Annotated in this window: 22 protein-coding genes and 2 pseudogenes; 20 read left to right on the top strand and 4 right to left on the bottom strand. The window is 43.5% G+C overall.

Annotation, left to right across the window (positions count from 1 at the left end):
• Positions 1–636 precede the first annotated feature (636 nt).
• The 6 genes and pseudogenes from K1J10_RS00310 to K1J10_RS00290 all read left to right on the top strand — a co-directional run bounded on the left by K1J10_RS00310 (position 637) and on the right by K1J10_RS00290 (position 5667).
• Positions 637–1410, top strand: a complete 774-nt coding sequence (locus tag K1J10_RS00310; RefSeq protein WP_223355557.1) for a nucleoside phosphorylase — start codon at positions 637–639, stop codon at positions 1408–1410.
• Positions 1411–2262, top strand: a pseudogene (locus K1J10_RS10785) (DUF3744 domain-containing protein); the annotation flags it as partial.
• Between the two features lie 33 nt (positions 2263–2295).
• Positions 2296–3093: pseudogene (locus K1J10_RS10780) on the top strand (energy-coupling factor ABC transporter ATP-binding protein); the annotation flags it as partial.
• Positions 3086–3916 carry an energy-coupling factor transporter transmembrane component T family protein gene (locus K1J10_RS00300; protein ID WP_223355499.1) on the top strand — a complete coding sequence of 277 codons (831 nt, stop codon included), beginning with the start codon at positions 3086–3088 and terminating at the stop codon, positions 3914–3916. The pseudogene K1J10_RS10780 and the gene K1J10_RS00300, both read left to right, overlap by 8 nt.
• A gap of 4 nt (positions 3917–3920) precedes the next feature.
• Positions 3921–4676 (top strand): SDR family oxidoreductase, encoded by a 756-nt coding sequence (locus K1J10_RS00295; protein ID WP_223355498.1) that lies wholly within the window; start codon positions 3921–3923, stop codon positions 4674–4676.
• A 70-nt stretch (positions 4677–4746) separates the two neighbouring features.
• Positions 4747–5667: a carbohydrate kinase family protein gene (locus K1J10_RS00290; protein WP_223355497.1), complete on the top strand. Its 921-nt coding sequence runs from the start codon at positions 4747–4749 to the stop codon at positions 5665–5667.
• A gap of 29 nt (positions 5668–5696) precedes the next feature.
• Here the strand turns inward: K1J10_RS00290 and rsmG are convergent, their stop codons facing one another.
• Positions 5697–6410 (bottom strand): 16S rRNA (guanine(527)-N(7))-methyltransferase RsmG, encoded by a 714-nt coding sequence (rsmG, locus tag K1J10_RS00285; RefSeq protein WP_223355496.1) that lies wholly within the window; start codon positions 6408–6410, stop codon positions 5697–5699.
• Between the two features lie 71 nt (positions 6411–6481).
• Between rsmG and K1J10_RS00280 the strand changes: the two genes are divergently transcribed.
• Positions 6482–7042, top strand: coding sequence for a LemA family protein (locus K1J10_RS00280; RefSeq protein WP_003013312.1), 561 nt, complete (start codon positions 6482–6484; stop codon positions 7040–7042).
• Between the two features lies 1 nt (position 7043).
• On the top strand, positions 7044–7940 hold the full coding sequence (gene htpX, locus K1J10_RS00275; RefSeq protein ID WP_223355495.1) for a zinc metalloprotease HtpX: 897 nt from the start codon (positions 7044–7046) through the stop codon (positions 7938–7940).
• 299 nt (positions 7941–8239) lie between these two features.
• On the opposite strand, the gene K1J10_RS00270 is transcribed toward htpX, so the two are convergent.
• The 3 genes from K1J10_RS00270 to K1J10_RS00260 form a co-directional block, all read right to left on the bottom strand.
• Positions 8240–9457 carry an MFS transporter gene (locus K1J10_RS00270; protein WP_223355494.1) on the bottom strand — a complete coding sequence of 406 codons (1218 nt, stop codon included), beginning with the start codon at positions 9455–9457 and terminating at the stop codon, positions 8240–8242.
• Entirely contained in the window at positions 9454–9630 is a 177-nt protein-coding gene (locus tag K1J10_RS00265; protein ID WP_223355493.1) for a hypothetical protein, read from the bottom strand. Before K1J10_RS00265 ends, K1J10_RS00270 begins: the two co-directional genes overlap by 4 nt.
• Positions 9631–9895: 265 nt before the next feature.
• Complete coding sequence (locus K1J10_RS00260; RefSeq protein WP_223355492.1) at positions 9896–10756, bottom strand: helix-turn-helix domain-containing protein; 861 nt, start codon at positions 10754–10756, stop codon at positions 9896–9898.
• 206 nt (positions 10757–10962) lie between these two features.
• Between K1J10_RS00260 and K1J10_RS00255 the strand changes: the two genes are divergently transcribed.
• From K1J10_RS00255 to K1J10_RS00200, 12 genes are all read left to right on the top strand, one after another.
• Entirely contained in the window at positions 10963–11502 is a 540-nt protein-coding gene (locus K1J10_RS00255; RefSeq protein ID WP_223355491.1) for a YceD family protein, read from the top strand.
• A 123-nt stretch (positions 11503–11625) separates the two neighbouring features.
• A complete protein-coding gene (locus K1J10_RS00250; RefSeq protein WP_223355490.1) occupies positions 11626–13104 on the top strand; it encodes a flotillin family protein in 1479 nt (492 codons plus the stop codon).
• Positions 13105–13273: 169 nt separating this feature from the next.
• Positions 13274–14698: an NADP-dependent phosphogluconate dehydrogenase gene (gene gndA, locus K1J10_RS00245; protein ID WP_223355489.1), complete on the top strand. Its 1425-nt coding sequence runs from the start codon at positions 13274–13276 to the stop codon at positions 14696–14698.
• A gap of 9 nt (positions 14699–14707) precedes the next feature.
• Positions 14708–15397: a response regulator transcription factor gene (locus K1J10_RS00240; RefSeq protein WP_223355488.1), complete on the top strand. Its 690-nt coding sequence runs from the start codon at positions 14708–14710 to the stop codon at positions 15395–15397.
• Between the two features lie 277 nt (positions 15398–15674).
• Positions 15675–17864: a PTS transporter subunit IIBC gene (locus K1J10_RS00235; protein WP_223355487.1), complete on the top strand. Its 2190-nt coding sequence runs from the start codon at positions 15675–15677 to the stop codon at positions 17862–17864.
• A 63-nt stretch (positions 17865–17927) separates the two neighbouring features.
• Complete coding sequence (locus K1J10_RS00230; protein ID WP_223355486.1) at positions 17928–18743, top strand: endonuclease/exonuclease/phosphatase family protein; 816 nt, start codon at positions 17928–17930, stop codon at positions 18741–18743.
• Between the two features lie 113 nt (positions 18744–18856).
• Positions 18857–19330 carry a transcriptional regulator NrdR gene (nrdR, locus tag K1J10_RS00225; RefSeq protein WP_006595763.1) on the top strand — a complete coding sequence of 158 codons (474 nt, stop codon included), beginning with the start codon at positions 18857–18859 and terminating at the stop codon, positions 19328–19330.
• Positions 19331–20503, top strand: a complete 1173-nt coding sequence (locus tag K1J10_RS00220) for a replication initiation and membrane attachment family protein (RefSeq protein ID WP_223355485.1) — start codon at positions 19331–19333, stop codon at positions 20501–20503.
• Complete coding sequence (gene dnaI / locus K1J10_RS00215; protein ID WP_223355484.1) at positions 20504–21403, top strand: primosomal protein DnaI; 900 nt, start codon at positions 20504–20506, stop codon at positions 21401–21403. It begins immediately after the preceding gene.
• A 17-nt stretch (positions 21404–21420) separates the two neighbouring features.
• Positions 21421–22116 (top strand): NADPH-dependent oxidoreductase, encoded by a 696-nt coding sequence (locus K1J10_RS00210; protein ID WP_223355483.1) that lies wholly within the window; start codon positions 21421–21423, stop codon positions 22114–22116.
• Between the two features lie 16 nt (positions 22117–22132).
• A complete protein-coding gene (der, locus tag K1J10_RS00205; protein ID WP_006595767.1) occupies positions 22133–23443 on the top strand; it encodes a ribosome biogenesis GTPase Der in 1311 nt (436 codons plus the stop codon).
• Positions 23444–23449: 6 nt separating this feature from the next.
• Positions 23450–23896 (top strand): hypothetical protein, encoded by a 447-nt coding sequence (locus K1J10_RS00200; protein WP_006595768.1) that lies wholly within the window; start codon positions 23450–23452, stop codon positions 23894–23896.
• The last annotated feature ends 38 nt before the right edge of the window (positions 23897–23934 follow it).

Genomic DNA, 23934 nt, shown 5'->3' with positions numbered 1-23934 from the left:
GGCACCAAAAAAGAGCCCATGAATATTTTTGCATAGCAAGGGCCCTCAGATTATTCATATTCTGTGTCTTTGTCACCTCACAGGATGACATTAAAAACCTTTGCTTCTATGAAGTATAGCAGAAAAAAAATATTTTGTAAATATTTTTTTCCCGAGCCCGAAAACGAGAAAGCGAGGCTCGTTTTGTAAACGAATTTTTCCCGAGCCAAGAAACGAGAGAGCGAGAAGGGAATCATTGAAGTTCTCATTTTTGTATCAGGAAAGAGGTTAACGATCGACGCAGTGGTTGAGTGGCCCCTCCCACGCTCTAATTCTCGCTTGGACGGGCCTACTCAACTTTGCGGGGGAGGGACGACGAAACCGTCGTTTTAAATGGTAATCGATTTCTGTCCCTCTCCCTTTTCCCGAGCCTAGAAATAAAAAAGCGAGGCAGGAGCTATCTATTTTCATCATGAAAGAGGTCAATGGTAGACGCAGTGGTTGAGGAATCCTTCTTCCTTTTGGAGGACAGCTCTGTTGTTTCCCATCACAAAAGGCGAACAAGTGGGCTTGCTTTCCCCTTTGTTAGAAGGAAAGAGGCCGATTTTGTGGTATAATAGAGGACTAGAAGTAGAATGAATGAAAGAGAAGTCAGAGATGCTGTTAGAAGAATTTGATGCCAATCGACAGGCGATTATCAACCCACAAGACCTACATGGTCCTATTGAAGGATTTCCCAAAGTAGTCATCTCTTGCTTTTCAAGAGTAACTTTTGCGCGCCTCCTTGAAAATTATGAACATGAGGTAATTACAAGAACTTCCATGGCCAACTTTGAAGTCATTGTCTATGGGATTTCGATTGAAGACCAACAGATTGCTGTCTTTAATGCACCAGTTGGGGCTGCTTCCTGTGTAGGGATTATAGAGGATTTGATTCAATTTGGGATGGAAAAACTGGTGCTCTTTGGGACCTGTGGGGTTTTAGATCGAGATATCGAAGCGACCTCCATTATCATTCCAACGGCTGCTCTTCGAGACGAGGGGACCAGCTATCACTATCTTCCGGCTAGTGATGAAGTGGAAGTAAATAAGGAAAGCCTTCCTCTCTTCCAAGCTTTTCTGGATAGTCACAAGGTTTCCTATCAGAAAGGAAAAGTGTGGACGACAGATGCTCCCTACCGGGAAACCATCGACAAGATGAAGCGACGAATGGAAGCAGGAGCCATCTGTGTAGATATGGAATGTTCGGCAGTGGCAGCTTTAGCAGCTTTTCGGGGCTTTGAGCTCTGCCATTTCTTCTACGCAGCAGACCACCTCTCGGAAGAAAAATGGGATATCCGAACCTTATCTAGTCATGAGGATTTAGATAGCAAGGATCGAATCGCGGATTTAGCCATCCAATTTGCGCTCTTATGGGAAAAGGCGAACTAAATGAAAGAAGCAATGATTGAACTGAAGGATTTTTCCTTCCAATACAAGGCCCAGTCTGAGCCAACTTTGAAAAATCTCAACTTAACCATTTATAAGGGGGAAAAGGTCCTGATTGTCGGGCCATCTGGCTCTGGTAAGTCAACCATTGGCCAGTGTTTAAATGGGATTATCCCTAATATCTATAAGGGAACTAGTAGTGGGCAATTCCTCATTCAGGGGAAAGAAGCCTTTGATCTCAGTATTTACGAGAAGTCTCATTTGGTCAGTACGGTCTTGCAGGATACAGATGGTCAGTTTATTGGTCTCAGTGTTGCAGAAGATTTAGCTTTTGCCCTTGAAAACGATATGGTGGAGCTGGAAAGTATGAAATCTCGGGTCCATACCTGGGCGGAGCGTTTAGATTTGAGCAAGCTCTTGGACCATCGGCCTCAAGATTTATCCGGTGGGCAAAAACAACGGGTCAGCTTGGCGGGTGTCCTGATTGACGAAAGTCCGATCCTACTCTTTGATGAGCCACTGGCTAATCTAGATCCCAAATCGGGTCAGGATATTATTGATCTGATCGATCAGATTCATGAAGAACAGGGGACGACCACCATTATTATCGAACACCGGTTAGAGGATGTACTCTACCGTCCCATCGATCGGGTCATCTTGATCAATCAAGGGCAAGTCCTCTTTAATGGGAGCCCAGATGAGTTGTTGAGGACGACACTGCTGGCTGAAAATGGGATTCGTGAACCCCTCTATTTAACAACTCTTCGCCAGTTAGGCCAGAATATCAGCAAGCTACCGCATTTGGACAAGGTAGAAAAACTACCACTTGGGGATGTATCAGTGGATATCCCAACTCCTCATTTTGAAAAAGGAGCAGAGGCAGATACAATCCTAGAACTTGGTCATTTGAACTTTGCCTATCGAGAAGGGCAACCCATTCTAAAAGACCTTTCTCTAACCATTCCAAAAGGCCAACGGTTGGCCATTGTTGGTAAAAATGGGGCTGGAAAATCAACCCTTGCTAAGGCAATTTGTGGCTTTATCCAGACGGAAGGAACCTATTTCTCAAAGGGAGAGGATATCAAGGGAGATAGTGTCAAGGAGCGGGCAGAGCGCGTGGGCTATGTCTTGCAAAACCCCAACCAGATGATCTCGACCAACATGATTTTTGATGAGGTGGCTCTGGGTCTTCGCTTGAGAAATGTTCCAGAGGACCAGATTGAAAGTCGTGTCCATCAAGCCTTGAAGACCTGTGGTCTCTACGAATTTCGTAAGTGGCCGATTTCTGCTCTGTCCTATGGCCAGAAAAAGCGGGTGACCATCGCCTCTATCCTTGTCTTGGGACCAGATGTTCTCGTCCTCGATGAGCCGACGGCTGGTCAGGACCAACGAAACTATACGGAAATTATGGATTTCCTTGATGAACTCCATCAAAAAGGGCATACCATTGTCATGATTACCCATGATATGCAGCTCATGCTGGATTATTCGGACCGGGCAGTTGTGGTCATGGATGGGCAGGTTTTGGCTGATTTGACACCGGCAGAGCTCTTGACCCAACCAGAAATTTTGAGACGGGCTAATTTGAAAGAAACGTCTATTTTCGCCTTGGCAAATCGACTTGGTGTCGATCCTCTTGCCTTGACCCAGTTTTATATGAATCAGAAGGGGGAAGGTCATGAATAATCGCTTAGTCGGCTACCATGCCGGAACCAGTTTTCTGCATCGCCTTTCAGGCGCTAGCAAACTTCTTTTCTTACTCTTGGTATCATTAGCTGCCATGTTGAGTTACGATACACGCTTGTTGTTGGTTATTGGTCTGGGTGCCCTCGCCTTATTTGCAACATCAGGCATTCGTTTGAAAGACATCTCCTTTGTTCTGAGCTTTGCCCTAGTCTTTGCCCTGCTAAATGTCTTGATGGTCTATCTTTTTGCCCCTCAATATGGGGTAGAAATCTATGGAGCAAAGACAGTTCTTCTAGATGGTTTAGGGGCATATAGTATTACAGCCCAAGAGTTGTTTTATCTCTTCAACCTCGCTTTGAAGTATGTCTGTACCATTCCTTTAGCTCTTATTTTCCTAATGACCACCCATCCCAGTCAGTTTGCTTCGAGTCTCAACCAGATTGGGGTGTCCTACAAGATTGCTTACTCAGTGAGCTTGACCTTGCGCTATATTCCAGATGTGCAGGAGGAATACCAGATTATCAAGCTCTCGCAAGAAGCCAGAGGCTTGGAGTTGTCCAAAAAGGCCAACTTTGTCCAACGGGTGAAGGGAAATCTTCAGATGATTTCTCCCTTGATTTTTAGTTCTTTGGAGCGGATTGAAACGATCTCTACGGCCATGGAACTGCGTCGCTTTGGAAAAAATAAAAAACGGACCTGGTACACCTACCAGGAGATGACCACTCCTGATCGCTTGATTATCCTAGGGTCAATCTTTATGGTGGTCTTGAGTCTCGTCCTGATTTGGGTAAACAAAGGTCGCTTCTATAATCCTTGGAGGTAAGAAAATGGCAGAAACAATTTTAGTAACGGGAGCATCTGCTGGCTTTGGCCAAGCCATTTGTCACCGCTTAGTTGCCGATGGGCATCGCGTGATCGGTGCTGCTAGGCGCATTGAAAAATTACAGGCTCTTCAAGAAGAGCTGGGCGAAGCTTTTTATCCCCTTCAAATGGATGTGACGGATTTTTCTCAGGTGGATCATGCACTTGCCAGTTTGCCAAAAGCTTGGGAGAGAGTGGATGTTTTGGTCAATAATGCTGGCTTAGCCCTAGGCCTCGCCCCAGCTCATGAAGCAGATCTTGCAGATTGGTTGACCATGATTGAGACCAATATTATCGGTCTGACCTATTTGACCCGGCAAATCCTTCCACAGATGGTGGAACGAAATGATGGTTATGTCATCAATATGGGGTCAACTGCTGGGACGGTGCCTTATCCAGGGGCCAATGTTTATGGTGCTTCCAAGGCCTTCGTTAAACAGTTTTCATTAAATCTGCGTGCGGACTTGGCTGGAAAACAGATTCGGGTGACCAATATTGAGCCAGGTCTCTGTGAAGGGACCGAGTTCTCGGTGGTTCGCTTTAAAGGGGATGAAAAACGGGTAGAGGCTCTCTATCGAGACGCCCATGCCATTCAGCCAGAAGATATTGCCAATACCGTAGCTTGGCTCATCCAACAGCCCAAGCATGTCAATGTCAACCGCATTGAAATCATGCCGGTTTCCCAAACATTTGGACCGCAACCGGTCTATCGGGGTGACTAGTTGCTAACCAGCACGATCCGGTGCTGGTTATTTTTCCATGTTGAGAATAGAGAATAGGAGGGGGAAACCCATGTCAAAAGCTTTAGTGATTGGATCTACTGTTTGCGATGTTATGGTCTATCTGGATCGACTACCGAGTCGGGAAGGAGACGCCCATATCCATGAGCAGACTTGGTCTCTTGGAGGGTGTGCCTTTAATGTCGTCTCCGTACTTCATGCTTTGGGTCAAAATGTTGACTTCATCTCGCCAGTGGGGACAGGTGTCTACGGGGACTTTGTCAAGGCAGAACTCAAGAGGCTGGGCATCCAGACTCCAATCTCAGTAACCGGGGCAAATGGTTGTTGTTATTGCTTTATTGAGTCGGATGGTGAAAGGACTTTTTTATCAGATCATGGAGTAGAATATAGTTTTCAGAAGGAATGGCTCCAGTCTCTGGAGCAGGAAAGCTACGACTCTATATATCTCTGTGGCCTTGAAGTAGAAGAGCCGACTGGATTGGAACTGATTCAATCTGTGTCAAAAATCAAAGGTCAAGTCATCTTTGCACCAGGACCTCGAGGACTCTTGATTCCCGAGGAGCGTTTGGAAGCCATCTATGATCTCCACCCCATTCTCCATGTCAATGAGGCAGAAGCCAAGGCTTTTTCAGCTTGTGAAGAGATTGCTGATGCTGCTAAGAAGCTCTACCAAAGAACGGGTCAGTTAGTCATCGTCACCTTGGGAGAAAAAGGAGCGATCGCATACGATGGTAGGTTCTACGAGGTGGCCGGATTTCCGACAGAAGTGCGTGATACCGTAGGAGCAGGAGATAGTCATCTGGGAGCCTTTTTAGCGGCATCTTTGCAAGGGCTAGATGTGGAGGATGCCTTAACCTTTGCTAACCGTTTTGCAAGTATGGTTGTGGCGACCAAGGGAGTTCATTTAGAGCGCCATCACTACCATACCCTAGAGCAAGAGTTAAAAAAATTAGTTTATTCAAAAAGAAGCTGACAAACTGTCAGCTTCTTTTTAGTATCATCTTATAACGGACGCTTATTTGGCATGCCCGCTTTTCTTGGGTATTTATTAGGGGTTTCTTTTTTCTTTTCTACAAGAGTGATATAGCGTGGATCCCCATTAGGCAATTCATACTGTAGATTGTCTTCAACCTTGCTAAAGAGCAGATTGAGGGCGTTTTTGGCTTCCTCCAACTCTTCTGGAGCATTGCTAGCCTTCAGAGCAAGAAGCTGTCCCCCTACTTTCAGATAGGGAATGGTCAGTTCAGACAAGACCTGCATGCGGGCAACGGCGCGGGCAGTTACGATATCAAATTGGGCACGAAAGGCCTTGTCTTGTGCAAAGTCCTCAGCACGTCCATGGTAGAAATGAACTCCGCTCAAGCCTAACTCTTCAGCTAGTAAATGAAGGAAATTGATTCGCTTATTGAGGGAATCAATAATGGTCACATCTATCTCAGGGAATAGGATCTTCATTGGTAGACTCGGAAAGCCAGCACCAGCGCCGATATCCAAGAGACGGATGGGTTGATTTTCGATTAAACCTTGTAAAATAGGTGCGATAGAATCATAAAAATGCTTGAGATAGACTTCATCTTTATCGGTGATAGCGGTGAGATTAATTTTCTCATTCCATTCCACGAGGAGCTCGAAATAGCGTTCGTATTGCTCTTTTTGTCGATCAGTTAGTGGGAAGCCGAGGTCGGCTAAACGGTCATAAAATTCTTCTGGTTTCATAAGATAATTTTACCACAAAATAAGGGAAATTTGATATACTGGTACTAAAGAAATGAAAGGAATTCAATAAAATGATTTGGATTATTCTTGGGGTCCTAGTGGTCCTTGTGTTGATGGTAGTAGGAGTTTACAACGGTTTAGTGAAAAGTCGGATGCAAACTCGTGAAGCTTGGAGTCAAATTGACGTGCAATTGAAACGTCGGAATGACTTGATTCCAAACTTGATCGAAACCGTTAAAGGCTATGCTAAGTACGAAGGAGATACACTAGCAAAAGTAACTCAACTTCGCCAACAAGTAGCGCAAGCATCTTCACCTGCAGAAGCAATGGCAGCCAGTGATGCTCTTTCACGTCAAGTGGCAGGTATCTTTGCGGTTGCAGAAAACTACCCAGACTTGAAAGCTAACACCAACTTCATGCAATTGCAAGAAGAATTGACTAACACAGAAAACAAAATTTCTTATGCTCGTCAATTGTACAACAGTGTAACTAGCAATTACAATGTCAAGTTGGAAACTTTCCCAACAAACGTGATTGCTGGAATGTTTGGCTTCAAACAAGCCGAATTCCTTCAAGTGCCTGAAGAAGAAAAAGCAGTACCAAAGGTGGACTTTAGCGGATTAGGAGACTAATATGCTTTTTGACCAAATTGCAAGCAATAAAAGGAGAACTTGGATTCTCCTTATTGCTTTTTTCATACTCTTGGCTCTCATCGGAGCAGCCGTAGGCTACCTCTGGTTAGGATCCTCACTTGGAGGCGTCATCCTAGCTTTAATCATTGGTGGGATTTATGCCTTTAGCATGATTTTCCAATCAACCGAAGTTGTGATGCGGATGAACGGGGCGCGTGAGGTGACGGAAGAGCAAGCCCCTCAACTCTACCATATTGTCCAAGATATGGCTATGGTAGCTCAAATCCCTATGCCTCGAGTTTATATTGTAGATGATCCCTCCATGAATGCATTTGCGACAGGGTCTAATCCTCAAAATGCTGCTGTTGCAGCAACGACAGGTCTTCTGGCTGTGATGAACCGTGAGGAATTAGAGGGAGTCATCGGACACGAAGTCAGCCATATTCGCAATTACGATATCCGCATCTCTACGATTGCAGTTGCCCTTGCTAGTGCCATCACCATGCTCTCTAGTATTGGAGGACGGATGATGTGGTGGGGCGGTGGTCGTAGACGGGATGATGATCGAGAAGGGGGCAGTGGTTTAGAAATTATTATTCTGATCCTATCCTTGATTGCCATCGTATTAGCTCCATTAGCAGCGACTTTGGTTCAGTTAGCCATTTCTCGTCAACGGGAGTTCCTAGCGGATGCCTCAAGTGTCGAATTGACACGGAATCCTCAAGGAATGATCAATGCTCTTTTGAAACTGGATAACAGTGTGCCTATGCAACGAGAAGTCGATAGTGCAAGTAGTGCTCTCTTTATCAACGATCCTAAAAAAGAATCCGGATTTCAAAAGCTCTTTTATACCCACCCACCCATTGCCGAGCGGGTTGAAAGATTAAAAAATATGTAAAAAAATCCACCAAACAGTGGATTCAGATTGAAGATACAATCATCTTAGAACCTTTCCTTAGGTGAGTACGGACGTCAGCGAACTTCTATGAAGTTCCATGACTTAGTTTTGTACCTAAGGTTCCAAAACTCCCGAGTGCTAGAAACAACCTTGTTTCTAGCACTTTTCTCACGGCGGAAAGTTTCAGTAGATGATTGAATAACTCTAAAGAATAAAAAGTATTTATCTTTATAGAAGTTAATAGAATTGTATAAAAGATAACTTTGTCCTAAATCTCAATCCACCAAACGGTGGTTTTTTTATTTGGTAGTTAAGAGGAGGGTAGTGAAACCAAGGATAGCAAAGGTCCCCCAAGCTAGGGGAAGGCTCCAGATAGCTAGACTAGAAAAGAGAGCTGTTCCAAGGGGCATGGCAAAGCTGACCATCAGTCCCAAAAAGCTAGAGGTAGAAGCTAATTTTTCAGCGGGTAATTTACTCATTAAAAGACTGGAAACTTTTGGGTTGATTTTTGCAACAAGATAACCAAGGAAAGTGATGAGTAGAAGGGAAAGGAAATCCCAGTGCACCAGAATATTTGTGAGCCCAAGCATAGTCAGCCCACCTGCTATCCACAGAAGGATATGGTGGAGGCTTTGCTTGGAAAAATAATCGTGAGGTGTCAGACTAGCACAGACCATGCTTAAAATAGTCACTGCCTCTAAGATCAAGAGGGATTGGCTAAAGCTCAACTGAAAGAAGGGGGAGTCAAGCAGTTGCAAATTGTAGATACCAGAGATGGATCCCCCTAAAGCATTGATGAGAACCAATGAGAAGAGCAACTTGCCAAAGTGGTGGACCTCCTCATCTGCAAAAATATTTTTGGCATTGGAATACATCTCTTGGCATTCGTGTACCAAAGAATTCTTATTTTGGGGCTCAATGACGGGATCATGTGTCAGCTGCTTTTTTCTCATCAGGAGACAAGTGGAAGACAGGAGAAAAGTCACGGCATTGATCGAAGCGACCAGAGCAAAATGTTGATGGCTGATGGCTAGCAGCCAAACTCCCAGGGCTTGTCCAGAAATCGAGCAGACCATACTAAGTAGTTGATTGAAGGAGTAGGCCTCCATCAAATCCTCGCTAGAGATGTTCTTTTTCATGATGGGAAGTTGTAGCCCCCCGCGATAATCGCTCAAACAATCCGAAACAATGTTTAAGAAGCAAACAATCGAAAAGGCTAGGTAACCTGGAATCTTGGTCATGAGAGCAATAAGGATGAAGAGGATGGCTTGGAGATAGCCGATACGGATCAACCAGTAAGCTTTTTTCTTCGTATGATCAGCCTTCATGCCAACAAAAATGCTAAAGAGGCTTGGAATAAACACAATGAGATTAGCAATGCCAACCGCCAGACTCGGTTGAGGCATGCTGGCAGCAAAGACCACGAAAACCAGATTGTAGATGGCGGCACCAAGGGTATTCAAAAAGCGAGAAAGACTGAGTAAGGCAAAAATTTTATTACGAGCTAAGAGTTTCATAAGCCTTCCTCCTTCACGTGATCAGTGGGTAGAGCTTGTTTGATGGATCGAACAATCTGTTTAAAGACCTGTAATTTCTCATCATCAGAGAGAAGAAGTTTCTGATCTTTTAGGTAGACGCTGGTATGCTTGAGAAACAAATGAAGGAAATATCTTTTTAGTTTGATCATCATGGAAGGGACCTTCTTTCTTTGCTTGATGATCCTATTGTAGACCTCAAGAATAAGAAAAACAAAATGTTGCATATTTTCAACAAAAAGAGGCTGGGACAAAAGTCCTAGCCTCTCAATTATCTTTGGATTGTCGAGCAAGACGCAGTGGTTTGAGTGGGCTCTACTACGCTGATTTTATCAGCTTTTACATCCCTACTCAACTGTGCGGAGGTGGGACGACGAAATCGAATTCTAACGAATTACCAATTTCTGTCCCACTCTCTTTTCAGGATTCCTTGATCAGTTCTTGCAGGCCCTGTTTGTAGTAGTTGGCACTGTCCTTACAATCCAGAATAGAGAGAACCTGGATGGCCTGTTCCATCTTTTCAAGACCGATTTCTTTTTCTCCCTTTCGATAGAGAAATTCTCCTTTGGCATAGAGATAAACCGTCCGAAGGTAGGCTTCGTTCTCAGAGTAAAAGTGGTCGTTAATTAGGTGGTCAAAAAAAGATGCATCTTCAAATTCATTTGAACTAATGGCGAGAAAGAAGCCATTAAGGAAAATAGAATTGATGGCAGGACGAGAGGAATCTAGGAGAAGCTTGAAATCCTCCCGTTGGACCAACTCCTCTGTGTATTGTCGATAGAGCTGACTAGAGAAAAGAGGAGAGGTCAGTGAAAATAGGCTTAACTCAAAATTTCCCCAGACCATGACAGAGAAGAGGTAGTCATAGAGGAAATCTAGTTCCTCTTGGCTAGCAGCCAACTCTACCTCAGGATATAAGCCAAGTATTTTGGCCTTGAGAATAATGCTGGCTAAGAAGTCTTCTTTTTTGTGATCTTTCTGATAGGCTAGTTGGTAGCTTTGGTACAAGGCTTGGTCGTGTTCCAAGCTCATGTTTTCATAGTGCTCTTTCAACAATTTGGGAATAAAGGAGTGCTGATCGATACCAGCTAGATGGGAAAACTCACTGAGGCTGGTTTTGATCTGTTGAAGGGCCTGAAAAAACCGTTGCGTCGTCAGGTCATTTTCCCCTCTTTCAAATCGAGATAACATGGAGCGCGAAAATTCGCCACCTGTAGCCTCCTCTAAAGAGATGTGGCGACTTTCACGTATTTGCCGAAAAACTGCTCCGATTTCTTTCATGAATTCTCCTCTATCTAACATTGCTCAATGCCCTAGCAAGTGAACCTCTTTTGTCCAAGAGATGGTGGGACCCTTGTGTACAACACCAATTTGCCTAGTCTCTGTATCTTTTTTCATGATTATAACAAATTTTTGAGGAGACATCTTGGTTGAAGGGACAGCTTCATGATATACTAGTAGTATCTAGAAGATTTGAGGACAAAAGAATGAACTTATTTACACAAGAAATCCGTAAAAATCCTGAAGGACTAGCCTTTGATCAAGAGTTGGATTTGCTCAAGGAATTGCAAAAGCGTAATCCAGAAATTCTTGATTTAAAGAATGTGACAGTGGCAGGACGAGTAGCCTATGATACAGGCCTCTATGTCTTGGATTACCAGTTGAGCTATACCATCGTTTTGGCCTCTAGCCGAAGCATGGAGCCTGTCGAGATTCAAGAGAGCTATCCTGTAACAGAGGTATTTGCGGAGGATGTACAGTCAGAGGCAGATATCGAAGCTCTTGAGGAAGACTTGATCCTTCCAATCGAAGGTGGGAAGATTGACCTGAGTGAGAGTGTAGCGGATAATATTCTGCTCAATATTCCTCTCAAGGTTCTCACTCCAGAAGAGGAGGCTGGAGAAGGTTTTATAGAGGGCAATGATTGGAAAATCCTATCCGAAGAAGAATACCAAGCTGCTCAAGCGATCAAGAAAGAAGAAAACAGTCCTTTCGCTGGTCTAAATGGCTTGTTTGACGAAGAATAAGCTAGAGATTGCATTTGATAAATTTAGACATAAATACAGGTCTTTTCTTTGAGGAAAGGCCTTCTTTTGATATACTAGGATTAATAAACAACAGAGGGTAGACCTCTAAAAAGGAGAAAAAGTATGGATACTTTATTTATTCCAGGTTGGTTGATTACCGGCCTAATAGTCACAGTTATTATTTTGATTTTGCTTGTTAAAGGTTATGTGAACGCTAAACCCAACGAAGTCGTGGTCATTACAGGTCTTCGGAAACAACGTCACTTGCGTGGGAAAGCTGGCTTTATGATTCCCTTTGTCGAACAACGCTCTTATCTTGATATTGAGCAATTCTCGACAGATGTTCGGACGTCAGAAGCAGTCCCAACACTGGACTTCATTAACGTCCGTGCCGATGCAGCTGTTAAATTAAAAATTGGTACAACCGATGAAATGATTGCCCGGGCTGCAGAAAACTTCTTGAACTGGAATACGACAGATATTTCCAATTCTGTCCAAGATGTCTTGGAAGGAAACTTGCGGGAAGTGATCGGTCAGATGGAGCTCCGTAAGATGGTCAATGACCGTCAAGAGTTTGCCTCAAAAGTGCAGGACAACGTAGCACCAGACTTGGCCAAAATGGGTCTGGAAGTCATCGCTTTTACGGTTCAATCCTTCTCTGATGAAGGGGGAGTCATCGATAACCTCGGGATTGAAAATGTTGAAACCATCAAGAAAGATGCCTTGATTGCCAAAGCCAAAGCGGAACGCGAACGCAAGGAAGTCGAAGCAGAACAAGATAAATTGGCCAACGACAAACGCGTCGCTGCCGATCTTGAAATCGCGCAAAAACAAAACGAATTAAAACTCAAACAAGCAGCCCTCAAGCAAGAAGCAGATATTGCCCAAGCAAAAGCAGATGCCGCTAAAGGGATTGAGGCAGAAGTGCAACGTCGTGAACAAGAGCGCGTGGCAGCCGAAGCCAATATCATGAAACAGGAAAAAGAAGCGGAAGTCAAAGAGCGCGAAGTTAAGGTTCGTGAGCAAGAATTGGATGCCAACATCCGCAAACAAGCTGAAGCTGAAAAATATGCGCGTCAACAAGCTGCAGAAGCAGAATTGATCGAACGCCAACGCAAGGCGGAAGCAGAACTCTTCGAAACACAAAAAGAAGCCGAAGCTCGGAAAGCCCAAGCCGAAGCTGAGAAATTCGCCCAATTGCAAGAGGCCGAAGCTATTGAAGCCAAAGGTCGCGCCGAGGCCGAAGCCATTCGCTTGAAACTAGAAGCGGAAGCCAAAGGTTTGGACCAAAAGGCCGAAGCAATGAAGAAAATGCAAGAAGCAGCCATTACTGAAATGGTCGTTGACAAGTTGCCTGAAATTGCGCGTGCTGTCGCAGAACCATTAACCAAGGTGGATAAGATCACCATGTACGGGGAAGGCAATGCTTCTAAGATGGTGGGCGATATTATGCAAAGTATCGACCAAGTCTCTCAAGGAGCTGGATTTGATATTCGTCAATTGCTAGCAGGAGCTCTTGGAGTTAATATGACGGTCAACAAACTCAAAGAAGGAGAACAACCGGTCATTGAAGCAGAAGAGTTAGCTTCAAAAGAAGATTAATGTCATTCATTAGAAAGTGTCTGAGGACTGTAACTCAGGCACTTTTTGTTTTTTGCTTCAAAGTAGATAGGAGCTATCTTTCTACATGAAGGGGCAGGGGATGATTTTCTACTTTCATTTGATGTCAAAAAATGGTAGAATAAAGGCAAACTATAAAGAGGAGTGTCACATGACAAAAGCAAACTTTGGTGTTGTTGGTATGGCCGTAATGGGTCGTAACCTTGCCCTTAATATTGAATCTCGTGGATACACAGTTGCTATCTATAACCGTAGTAAAGAAAAAACAGAAGATGTTGTTGCTTGCCATCCTGAAAAGAACTTCGTGCCAAGCTATGATATCGAAAGCTTCGTAAACTCAATCGAAAAACCACGTCGGATCATGCTCATGGTTCAAGCAGGACCTGGTACAGATGCGACCATCCAAGCCCTTCTTCCACACTTGGATAAAGGCGATATCTTGATCGACGGAGGAAACACGTTCTACAAAGATACTATCCGTCGTAACGAAGAGTTGGCAAACTCAGGGATCAACTTCATCGGTACTGGTGTATCTGGTGGTGAAAAAGGTGCCCTTGAAGGTCCTTCTATCATGCCTGGTGGACAAAAAGAAGCTTATGAATTGGTAGCTGATGTTCTTGAAGAAATCTCTGCAAAAGCACCAGAAGATGGAAAACCATGTGTGACTTACATCGGTCCTGATGGAGCAGGTCACTACGTGAAAATGGTCCACAACGGTATCGAGTATGGCGATATGCAATTGATTGCAGAAAGCTATGACTTGATGCAACACTTGCTTGGCCTTTCTGCAGAAGACATGGCTGAAATCTTTACGGAGTGGAACAAGGGCGAATTGGACAGCTACTTGATCGAAATCACTGCGGATATCCTTGGACGCAAAGACGATGAAGGTCAAGATGGACCAATCGTAGACTACATCTTGGATGCTGCAGGAAACAAGGGAACTGGTAAATGGACTAGCCAATCAGCGCTTGACCTTGGTGTGCCATTGTCACTCATCACTGAGTCAGTATTTGCACGTTACATCTCCACTTACAAAGAAGAACGTGTACACGCTAGCAAGGTGCTTCCAAAACCAGCTACTTTTAAATTTGAAGGAGACAAGGCTGAGTTGATCGAAAAGATCCGCCAAGCCCTTTATTTCTCAAAAATCATCTCATATGCACAAGGTTTTGCACAATTGCGTGTAGCTTCTAAAGAAAACAACTGGAACTTGCCATTTGCAGACATCGCCTCTATCTGGCGCGATGGATGTATCATCCGTTCTCGTTTCTTGCAAAAGATCACAGATGCTTACAACCGTGATGCAGATCTTGCTAACCTTCTTTTGGATGAGTACTTCTTGGATGTAACAGCTAAGTACCAACAATCTGTTCGTGACATTGTAGCTCTTGCTGTACAAGCAGGTGTACCAGTACCAACCTTCTCAGCAGCCATCACTTACTTTGATAGCTACCGTTCAGCTGACCTTCCAGCGAACTTGATCCAAGCGCAACGCGACTACTTTGGTGCTCACACATACCAACGTAAGGACAAAGAAGGTACCTTCCACTATTCTTGGTACGACGAAAAATAATTGTAGGTTATGACAAAGCGGATATTACTAGTAGAGAATGAAAAGAATTTAGCGCGCTTTATTGATTTAGAACTTCAAAAAGCAGGCTATGTAGTTGATTTGGTAGAACAAGGGGAAATCGCCTTGAAACTCCTGCAGGCTACAGAATATGATTTAATTCTTCTCAATTACGAACTAGAAGATATGAGTGGGGAAGATTTTGCCCAACGCCTGAGCAAGATTCGTCCTGCAGCAGTCTTGATTGTCTTAGATAGTCGTGAGAAAATTTCCGAGCATATGGAGAGTATCCAACGATTTGCAGTGTCTTATGTCATCAAACCATTCGTGATCAGTGATTTGGTTGAGAAAATCATTGCTATTTTTAGAGGCCGTGATTTTATTGACCAACATTGTAATCAGATGAAAGTTCCTACTTCCTATCGGAATTTACGAATTGATGTCGAGAATCATATGGTGTATCGGGGTGAGGAAGTAATTGACTTGACACGTCGTGAGTATGATTTGTTAGCGACTTTGATGGGAAGTAAGCATGTCCTCAGTCGGGAGCAATTGCTGGAGCGTGTCTGGAAGTATGAGAGTACAGCAGAAACCAATATCGTTGATGTCTATATTCGCTATCTTCGTGGAAAAATAGATCTCCCAGGACAAAAGAGCTATATCAAAACTGTCCGAGGTGTCGGCTACCAAATGCAAGAATAAGAACATTCCCTTTGATGAGCAATCTCAAAGGGATTTTTTGTGTGTCAAAAGGGAAGAAAGAAGAAATTTTTTTAAAAAATTTTTTTAAAAAAATTGTGAAAGAAGCAAACGTTTGCTTAAATGATAGGCTTTTCAAGGGCTTTATCTATAAAGTTTGTGAATTAAAAATATAGATGTAAGGGCTTTACAAATAGAAAAAAAGTGGTATAATAGTAAGTGAAATATGCAAACGTTTTCTTATATTACGGGCATTTCAAATTTATAAGGAGGTCGAATGATGAATAAACAATCATTCAAAAGTCTATTTAGCTTTGAATTTTGGCAAAAATTCGGTAAAGCATTGATGGTGGTCGTTGCAGTTATGCCTGCGGCAGGTCTGATGATCAGTCTTGGTAAAACTGTTGCAATGATTAATCCAGAACTTGGTTTCTTGGTGACGACCGGTGGTGTTCTTGAACAAATCGGTTGGGGAGTCATTGGGAATCTTCATATTCTCTTTGCATTGGCTATCGGTGGTAGCTGGGCAAAAGAACGTGCTGGTGGTGCCTTTGCGGCAGGTCTATCCTTTATCTTGATTAACCGGATCACTGGTGTGATGTTCGGTGTAACAGGAGATATGCTCAAAGATCCAAAGGCACAAGTTCATACACTTCTTGGCGGATCTATCAAGGTTGCTGATTACTTTACGAGTGTTTTAGAATCACCTGCCTTGAATATGGGGGTTTTCGTTGGGATTATTGCCGGTTTTGTAGGGGCGACAGCCTTTAATAAATACTACAACTACCGTAAATTACCAGATGCCCTATCCTTCTTTAACGGGAAACGGTTTGTACCATTTGTCGTTATCCTTCGTTCTGTCATTGTGGCTCTTGCCTTGTCATTCTTATGGCCAGTAGTCCAAACAGGAATTAACAACTTTGGTATTTGGATTGCCAACTCAAAAGAAACTGCTCCAATCTTAGCACCATTTGCTTTTGGTACCTTGGAACGTCTCTTGCTTCCATTTGGTCTTCACCATATGTTGACCATCCCAATCAACTACACACAATTGGGTGGTACCTATGAAGTTATCTCAGGTATCTCAAAAGGAACAACTGTATTAGGTCAAGATCCACTTTGGTTAGCTTGGATTACAGACTTAGGAAACACTAAAGGAACTGACCCTGCTACTTACCAACACTTGTTGGATACCTTCACACCTGCTCGTTTCAAAGTGGGACAAATGATTGGTTCATTCGGTATCTTGATGGGGATCTCGCTTGCTATTTACCGTAATGTAGACCCTGATAAGAAACACAAATACAAAGGGATGATGATTGCGACTGCTCTTGCAACCTTCCTTACAGGGGTTACAGAACCAATCGAGTACATGTTTATGTTCGTGGCAATGCCTCTTTACCTTGTTTATGCAGTGGTGCAAGGTGCAGCCTTCGCGATGGCCGATATCGTCAATCTTCGTGTCCATTCATTCGGATCTATTGAGTTCTTGACTCGTACACCAATGACCATTAAAGCCGGTATTGGTGGAGATATCCTTAACTTTATCTGGGTAACTGTTCTCTTTGCCGTGATCATGTACTTCATTGCAAACTTCATGATCAAGAAATTTAACTACGCAACTCCTGGACGTAACGGAAACTACGAACAAGCTGAAGGTGGATCAGATGAGTCTGAAACTTCAGGTTCAGGTAAAGTAGCTGCTGCTTCTCAAGCAGTTAACATCATCAACCTTCTTGGTGGACGTGCTAACATCGTCGATGTGGACGCATGTATGACTCGTCTTCGTGTGACTGTTAAAGATGCTGAAAAAGTTGGAACAGAAGAGCAATGGAAAGCTGAAGGAGCAATGGGACTTGTCATGAAAGGACAAGGGGTCCAAGCAATTTACGGTCCAAAAGCGGACGTATTGAAATCAGATATCCAAGATTTGTTAGATTCAGGTGAAGTGATTCCTGAAACTCTTCCAAGTCAACAGACAGCGGCTCAACAAGCAGAAGTTGCCTTTAAAGGGGTGACAGAAGAAGTTCACTCAGTTGCTGAAGGACAAGTCATTGAATTAGAAAAAGTTCAAGATCCAGTCTTCTCACAAAAAATGATGGGTGACGGATTTGCAGTTGAACCAGCAAATGGTCAGATTGTTTCACCAGTAGCTGGTAAGGTGACAAGCGTCTTCCCTACCAAACATGCCCTTGGTTTGGTAACAGAATCAGGTCTTGAAGTTCTCGTTCATATCGGTCTTGATACTGTAAGTTTGGAAGGCAAACCTTTCACAGTGAAGGTAGAAGAAGGCCAAACAGTGGCAGCGGGAGATTTATTGGTAGAAGCAGATTTGGATGCTATTCGTGAAGCTGGACGTGCAACTACAACAGTTGTAGTCTTCACAAATGCTGCAGCTATTCAATCTGTCACTCTTACACAAACTGGTCAACTTCCAGCAGATGCTGTGGTTGCCAAGGTTGAATTATAATCTATGAGAGTCATTCCTTGTATCCATCGGATACAGGGAATTCTCTATTAGGAGAGTAGGATCATGAAATTTTTAACTTTAAACACTCATAGTTGGATGGAAGAAAATCCCCAACAAAAATTTGAGGACTTATTAACAGACATTCTTGAAAAGCAATACGATCTGATTTGTTTCCAAGAAATCAATCAGGCCATCGAAAGTCCAGTTGTTCCAGTTAATGACTTATATCATCCAACTCCTTCTGCGGAGCCGATCCATCAGGATCACTATGTTCGTTGTTTAGTTGAAAAATTAGAAGAAGAAGGATTGAGCTATCACTGGACCTGGGCTTACAACCATATCGGCTATGACCGTTATCATGAAGGTGTGGCAGTTCTATCACGTACCCCAATCCAGGCAAGCGAACTCTTGGTTTCAGATGTGAATGATCCAACAGATTATCATACACGACGGATTGCCATTGCAGAAACCCAAGTTGATGGGAAAGAAATTGCGGTTGCCAGTGTCCACCTCTCTTGGTGGGACAAAGGTTTCCAACAAGAGTGGGCGCGTTTAGAAGAACGCTTTAGCCAATTGCAGAAACCCTTAATTTTAGCCGGAGATTTTAATAATCCAGCTGGTCAAGAAGGTTATGAAGCCATTTTAGCGAGCCCGCTAGCTCTTCAAGATAGCTTTATTGAAGCCCGTCAGACCAAGGGGACTTACACTGTAGGTCCAGGAATTGATGGTTGGGATGATAATCAGGTACCCTTGCGGATTGATTATGTTTTCACCTCAAAAGAATGGGTTATCGAACGGCTAGAAGTTGTGTTTGATGGCTCTAGTCAGCCGCTCATCAGCGACCATTATGGTTTGTCAGCTGACTTGTATTTACCATAAGATTCAAATCCCTATGCCTTCAGGAGGCTAGGGATTTTCTTTATTTCCCTTGCTTTCACTTTAGCCCTAAATATGATAGAATAAAGTATTAAGAAACGATAAGGAGGGTGTCCATGCGGTGTCCAAAATGTGGCGGAAACAAGTCTAGTGTTGTAGATAGTCGCCAGGCAGAAGATGGGAAAACGATTCGTAGAAGAAGAGAATGTGATGAATGTCATCATCGCTTTACCACTTATGAACGAGTAGAAGAGCGGACTCTTGTTGTGGTGAAAAAAGATGGCACCCGGGAACAGTTTTCTAGAGATAAAATATTTAATGGGATTATTCGATCTGCTCAGAAACGTCCCGTGTCGAGTGACGAAATTGAGGAAATTGTGGGTCGAATCGAACAAAAGATTCGTAGCCAGAGTGAAAATGAGATTCAGAGTGACTATATCGGATCGCTGGTCATGGACGAGTTAGCAGAGTTGGACGAAATTACCTATGTTCGGTTTGCGAGCGTCTATCGTAGTTTCAAGGATGTTGGTGAATTGGAAAGTCTCTTAAAACAGATTACCAAAGGAACGAAGAAGAAAAAGGAAAAATAGATGAAGCCCAATACTTCATTTTCTTTCTTGAAGAATAATTATTTAGCGCCTACAGGAGCCTCCTTTACGCACCTGTATGGACCAATATTAGGTGTTCAAGCAAGTCAATTATATACGTTTCTGCTGAGTCTCTATGATCAGGGGAAAGAAAAACGGCTGATTGCTGTCATTTTAAATCATTTGGATCTAGGTTTCGCTCATTTTCTTGAAAGTCTAGACCGCTTGATTGCCATGAATTTATTAGAGGTTTATGAAACAGAAGAAGGACTTCAGTTCCGATTTGTGCCTCCACTAGAAGCAGATCAATTTTTTGCCAATGTTGCTTATCAGAAGTTGCTAGAGAAAAAAATAGGAGAAGCAGCAGTTCGTGACTTGCTACCTGAAAAACCAGAGGGCGAGAAACGGAAGGTGAACTTTGCCTCTATCTTTGGGATTGATGGTGTTTCGACCCCTCAGAGGAAAACATCTTCCTTCAGTTTGGAGCACTTCAAACAATTAATGGTGCGGGATGGTCTCCGTTTTGAAAATGAACAGGAGGATCTCTTGGTTCTCTATGCCATCACTGAAGAGAAGAATTGGACCTGGTATGAGACCTATCTATTGGCCAAGGAGACAGCGGCTAATTTAATCATTTCGACCAAACGGATGAGACAAAAACTGACCCAACAACCACAAGAAAAAGGTAAGGATGAGTTCACTCCGCAGGAAAAAGCCATAATTCGGGAAGCTAAAAATAAGACCAGTCGTCAATTTTTAGCAGGAATTAAAAAAGCGCGTAAGGCAGTCGTGACCCAATCAGAACGTCAAGTAATTTCTGATTTGGCGCAGTTAGGCCTCTTAGATGAAGTCATAAATGTGATCTTGTTGTTGACCTTTAACAAGGTTGCTTCTGCCAATCTTAATGAAAAATACGCTTTAAAGGTTGGGAATGATTTTGCTTATGAGGGGATTAAAACGGCTGAGGAGGCCGTCCTGAAGATCCGCCAGCGCCAAGACTCCCATTCACAAAAAGCAAAAGAGAAAGCAGCTAAGAGTGGGTCAGCGACTGGAAAGACCAATGTTCCGAAGTGGAGTCAGCCTAACTATACCAACCAGACTAGCCAGGAAGAACAGGCTGATCTGGAACAACAAAAACGGGCCTTGCTCGAGAAATTAAATCAAGGAGGGGAGTAAATGGAGAGCGTAGGGAAAACCATGTCCCAGATGAATCGATCACAGCAGTTCAATTATGAAGAATTGGTAGCTCAAATTCTCGCCGAACCTGAGATTGCAACCTTTATTCAAAAGGAAGCCTTGTCGGATGCTGAAATCCGTCGCAGTATTTCCAAGTTTAACCAATACATCAGTGAACGGAATCGCTTTGTCCTCGGGGATGAGGATTATATTGCAAGAGGGTATAAGCCTGTATTGGTCATGAATGAGGGCTATGCGGATGTTTCCTACGAGGAGACACCTGAGTTGATTGAGGCACAAAAACAAGCCGCTATCAATAGACGCTTGCAACTAATCAACTTGCCAAGCACTTTGAAGGAAGCTTCCTTAGCCAAAGTCGACTTGGATGATCGTGGACGTTTTGGAGCCTTTGAAGAGTTAGCCAATTTTGTTGCTTCCTATCCTCAAGCCCGTAAAGGAATTTTTCTATACGGAGATTTTGGAGTAGGGAAAAGCTATATGATGGCAGCCCTTGCTCATGACTTGTCCGAAAAACGGCAGGCTTCTTCAACCCTCTTGCATTTCCCAAGCTTTGTCATTGATGTCAAAAATGCCATCAACACAGGCCAAGTCAAAGAGATGCTGGATCAGGTTAAGAAAGCTGAAATTTTGATCCTTGATGATATTGGGGCAGAGCAAATGTCACCGTGGGTTCGGGATGAAGTCTTGCAAGTGATTTTGCAACACCGGATGCAGGAGATTCTTCCAACCTTCTTTACCTCCAATTTCAACTTTGAAGATTTGGAACGTCATTTTGCTACATCTCGGAATGGAGATGAGACTTGGCAAGCCAAACGGGTTATGGAGCGAATCAAGTTCCTTGCTAAAGAAGTCCGCCTAGAAGGAGAAAATCGCCGATGAATACTGTTATTGATTAGATGAAATCTCATTCTTCTGTTCGTCGTTTTAAGGAGGAGGACATCAAAGAAGAAGACCTCCGAGCAATCCTAACAGCTGGACAAATGGCTTCCTCTTGGAAGAACTTCCAGTCTTACTCCATTATCTTAGTGAGAAGCCAGGAAAAGAAAGAGGCGCTCTATCAATTCGTCCCTCAGGAAGCTATTCGTCAATGCTCTGTTTTCTTACTGTTTGTAGGAGATCTCAACCGAGCTGAAAAAGGTGTTCGGATGCATACGGATCAATTCCATCCAGAAGGACCAGATAATTTATTAATTACTTCTGTAGATGCGGCCTTGGCAGGTCAGAATACCTTGCTGGCTGCTGAAAGTCTAGGCTACGGAGGCGTCATTATTGGCTTGGTTCGGTATGAAGCGGCTGAAGTGGCTAAACTATTTAACTTACCAGACTACACCTATCCCGTCTTTGGGATGGCTTTAGGGGTTCCAAACCAAAACCATCCTGTTAAGCCTCGCCTTCCTTTGGAAGCTGTTGTCTTCGAAGAAAGTTACCAGGAGCAGACTCCTGAAGTGATTGAGGCTTTTGACCAGGAGCAGACTGCCTATGCTGGAGCGCGAGCGACGGATACTTGGAGCCAACGCTTGGCTGCCCAATTTGGACAGGAAGAACCTGCTGCTACGGCAGAATTATTAAAGAAGCACCAACTAGAAAAATAAGAGAAAAGAGGGAACCATGGCTTTACCGACTGTTGCCATTGTAGGACGTCCCAACGTCGGGAAATCAACGCTCTTTAACCGGATTGCCGGTGAGCGGATTTCCATTGTCGAGGATGTCGAAGGGGTTACTCGGGACCGTATTTATGCAACGGCAGAGTGGCTCAACCACCAATTTAGTATTATTGATACTGGCGGGATTGATGACGTGGACGCACCTTTCATGGAGCAAATCAAGCACCAAGCTGAGATTGCCATGGATGAAGCAGACGTCATTGTCTTTGTCGTATCTGGAAAAGAAGGGATTACCGATGCAGATGAGTATGTCGCTCGGATGCTCTACAAGACCCATAAACCAGTCATTTTAGCAGTCAATAAAGTGGATAATCCAGAGATGCGGACTGACATCTATGATTTCTACGCTCTTGGCTTAGGAGAACCCTTGCCAGTGTCATCTGTACACGGGATTGGTACAGGGGATGTCTTGGATGCCATCGTTGAAAACCTTCCGACGGATCGAGAGCCAGAAAATCCAGATGTCATCAAGTTCAGCTTGATTGGTCGTCCAAATGTCGGAAAATCTAGTCTGATCAATGCTATCCTTGGGGAAGATCGCGTCATTGCCAGTCCTGTGGCTGGAACGACGCGAGATGCGATTGACACCCATTTTACCGATGCGGAAGGCCAAGAATACACCATGATTGATACAGCCGGAATGCGAAAATCAGGTAAGGTCTATGAAAATACAGAGAAATATTCTGTCATGCGGGCTATGCGGGCTATTGATCGCTCGGATGTGGTCTTGATGGTCTTGAACGCAGAAGAAGGAATTCGCGAGTACGATAAGCGGATTGCTGGATTTGCCCATGAAGCTGGAAAAGGGATGATTATCGTGGTCAATAAGTGGGATACCCTTGAAAAGGATAACCACACCATGAAGCAATGGGAAGATGATATTCGAGATCAGTTCCAATACCTTTCTTATGCACCTATCATCTTTGTCTCTGCTTTGACCAAACAACGCTTGCACAAGCTACCAGACATGATCAAGCAAATCAGTGAGAGCCAAAATACACGCATTCCTTCAGCTGTCTTGAACGATGTCATCATGGATGCCATTGCCATTAATCCGACACCTACAGATAAAGGAAAACGTCTGAAAATCTTCTATGCGACTCAGGTTGCTACCAAGCCACCAACCTTTGTGGTCTTTGTCAATGAAGAGGAGCTTATGCACTTCTCTTATCTTCGTTTCTTGGAAAATCAAATTCGGAAAGCCTTTGTCTTTGAAGGGACTCCGATCCATTTGATTGCTCGGAAACGGAAGTAGGTATTTATGAAAACTTTGAAACAAGGACTCCTGCTTGTAGTCACATTCATAGTATTTCTGGGATTGACAGCTTGCAGCGTTGAAAGAGAAGAAACCTATGAGAAAAAAGATAAAGACATTCTTCTTCGAGTGACGATTCGACATAGATCCAACCAAATGATCTCTGAAGAGTTTTGGGCTGATAATTTTAATGTAAATATTGAAGATGACTCTGAGTTCGAATATATTAAAAAAGAAATTGTTGAACCTAAAAAAGGAATTTCGGGCTATACAACAGATGTGAGTCGGACGAAAGAGGGTGGACTGATGATTCATACCAAGATCGTCTACCAAGACTTAGATGTTGAAGCCTTAAATAAAGCCAACGATGAGAAAAAAACGTTTGGAGAACTGGCCAACTATTCAGAACATATCAAAAATTTCAAAAAAGAAGGCTATAAGAGAATAAAATAAAAGGAACACACTTGGTGTTCCTTTTAGAATGTAAACAA

The organism is Streptococcus australis (assembly GCF_019930045.1).
GTDB lineage: Bacteria > Bacillota > Bacilli > Lactobacillales > Streptococcaceae > Streptococcus > Streptococcus australis_D.
Note: the sequence above shows the minus strand (reverse complement) of the source record. Positions and strands in the feature narration are given on the sequence as shown.

Excerpts from the sequence above, each read along its gene's own strand:
- K1J10_RS00310 (WP_223355557.1), top strand. The coding sequence starts at position 637 with ATGCTGTTAGAAGAATTTGATGCCAATCGACAGGCGATTATCAACCCA.
- K1J10_RS00300 (WP_223355499.1), top strand. The coding sequence starts at position 3,086 with ATGAATAATCGCTTAGTCGGCTACCATGCCGGAACCAGTTTTCTGCAT.
- K1J10_RS00295 (WP_223355498.1), top strand. The coding sequence starts at position 3,921 with ATGGCAGAAACAATTTTAGTAACGGGAGCATCTGCTGGCTTTGGCCAA.
- K1J10_RS00290 (WP_223355497.1), top strand. The coding sequence starts at position 4,747 with ATGTCAAAAGCTTTAGTGATTGGATCTACTGTTTGCGATGTTATGGTC.
- rsmG (WP_223355496.1), bottom strand. The coding sequence starts at position 6,410 with ATGAAACCAGAAGAATTTTATGACCGTTTAGCCGACCTCGGCTTCCCA.
- K1J10_RS00280 (WP_003013312.1), top strand. The coding sequence starts at position 6,482 with ATGATTTGGATTATTCTTGGGGTCCTAGTGGTCCTTGTGTTGATGGTA.
- htpX (WP_223355495.1), top strand. The coding sequence starts at position 7,044 with ATGCTTTTTGACCAAATTGCAAGCAATAAAAGGAGAACTTGGATTCTC.
- K1J10_RS00270 (WP_223355494.1), bottom strand. The coding sequence starts at position 9,457 with ATGAAACTCTTAGCTCGTAATAAAATTTTTGCCTTACTCAGTCTTTCT.
- K1J10_RS00265 (WP_223355493.1), bottom strand. The coding sequence starts at position 9,630 with ATGATGATCAAACTAAAAAGATATTTCCTTCATTTGTTTCTCAAGCAT.
- K1J10_RS00260 (WP_223355492.1), bottom strand. The coding sequence starts at position 10,756 with ATGAAAGAAATCGGAGCAGTTTTTCGGCAAATACGTGAAAGTCGCCAC.
- K1J10_RS00255 (WP_223355491.1), top strand. The coding sequence starts at position 10,963 with ATGAACTTATTTACACAAGAAATCCGTAAAAATCCTGAAGGACTAGCC.
- K1J10_RS00250 (WP_223355490.1), top strand. The coding sequence starts at position 11,626 with ATGGATACTTTATTTATTCCAGGTTGGTTGATTACCGGCCTAATAGTC.
- gndA (WP_223355489.1), top strand. The coding sequence starts at position 13,274 with ATGACAAAAGCAAACTTTGGTGTTGTTGGTATGGCCGTAATGGGTCGT.
- K1J10_RS00240 (WP_223355488.1), top strand. The coding sequence starts at position 14,708 with ATGACAAAGCGGATATTACTAGTAGAGAATGAAAAGAATTTAGCGCGC.
- K1J10_RS00235 (WP_223355487.1), top strand. The coding sequence starts at position 15,675 with ATGAATAAACAATCATTCAAAAGTCTATTTAGCTTTGAATTTTGGCAA.
- K1J10_RS00230 (WP_223355486.1), top strand. The coding sequence starts at position 17,928 with ATGAAATTTTTAACTTTAAACACTCATAGTTGGATGGAAGAAAATCCC.
- nrdR (WP_006595763.1), top strand. The coding sequence starts at position 18,857 with ATGCGGTGTCCAAAATGTGGCGGAAACAAGTCTAGTGTTGTAGATAGT.
- K1J10_RS00220 (WP_223355485.1), top strand. The coding sequence starts at position 19,331 with ATGAAGCCCAATACTTCATTTTCTTTCTTGAAGAATAATTATTTAGCG.
- dnaI (WP_223355484.1), top strand. The coding sequence starts at position 20,504 with ATGGAGAGCGTAGGGAAAACCATGTCCCAGATGAATCGATCACAGCAG.
- K1J10_RS00210 (WP_223355483.1), top strand. The coding sequence starts at position 21,421 with ATGAAATCTCATTCTTCTGTTCGTCGTTTTAAGGAGGAGGACATCAAA.
- der (WP_006595767.1), top strand. The coding sequence starts at position 22,133 with ATGGCTTTACCGACTGTTGCCATTGTAGGACGTCCCAACGTCGGGAAA.
- K1J10_RS00200 (WP_006595768.1), top strand. The coding sequence starts at position 23,450 with ATGAAAACTTTGAAACAAGGACTCCTGCTTGTAGTCACATTCATAGTA.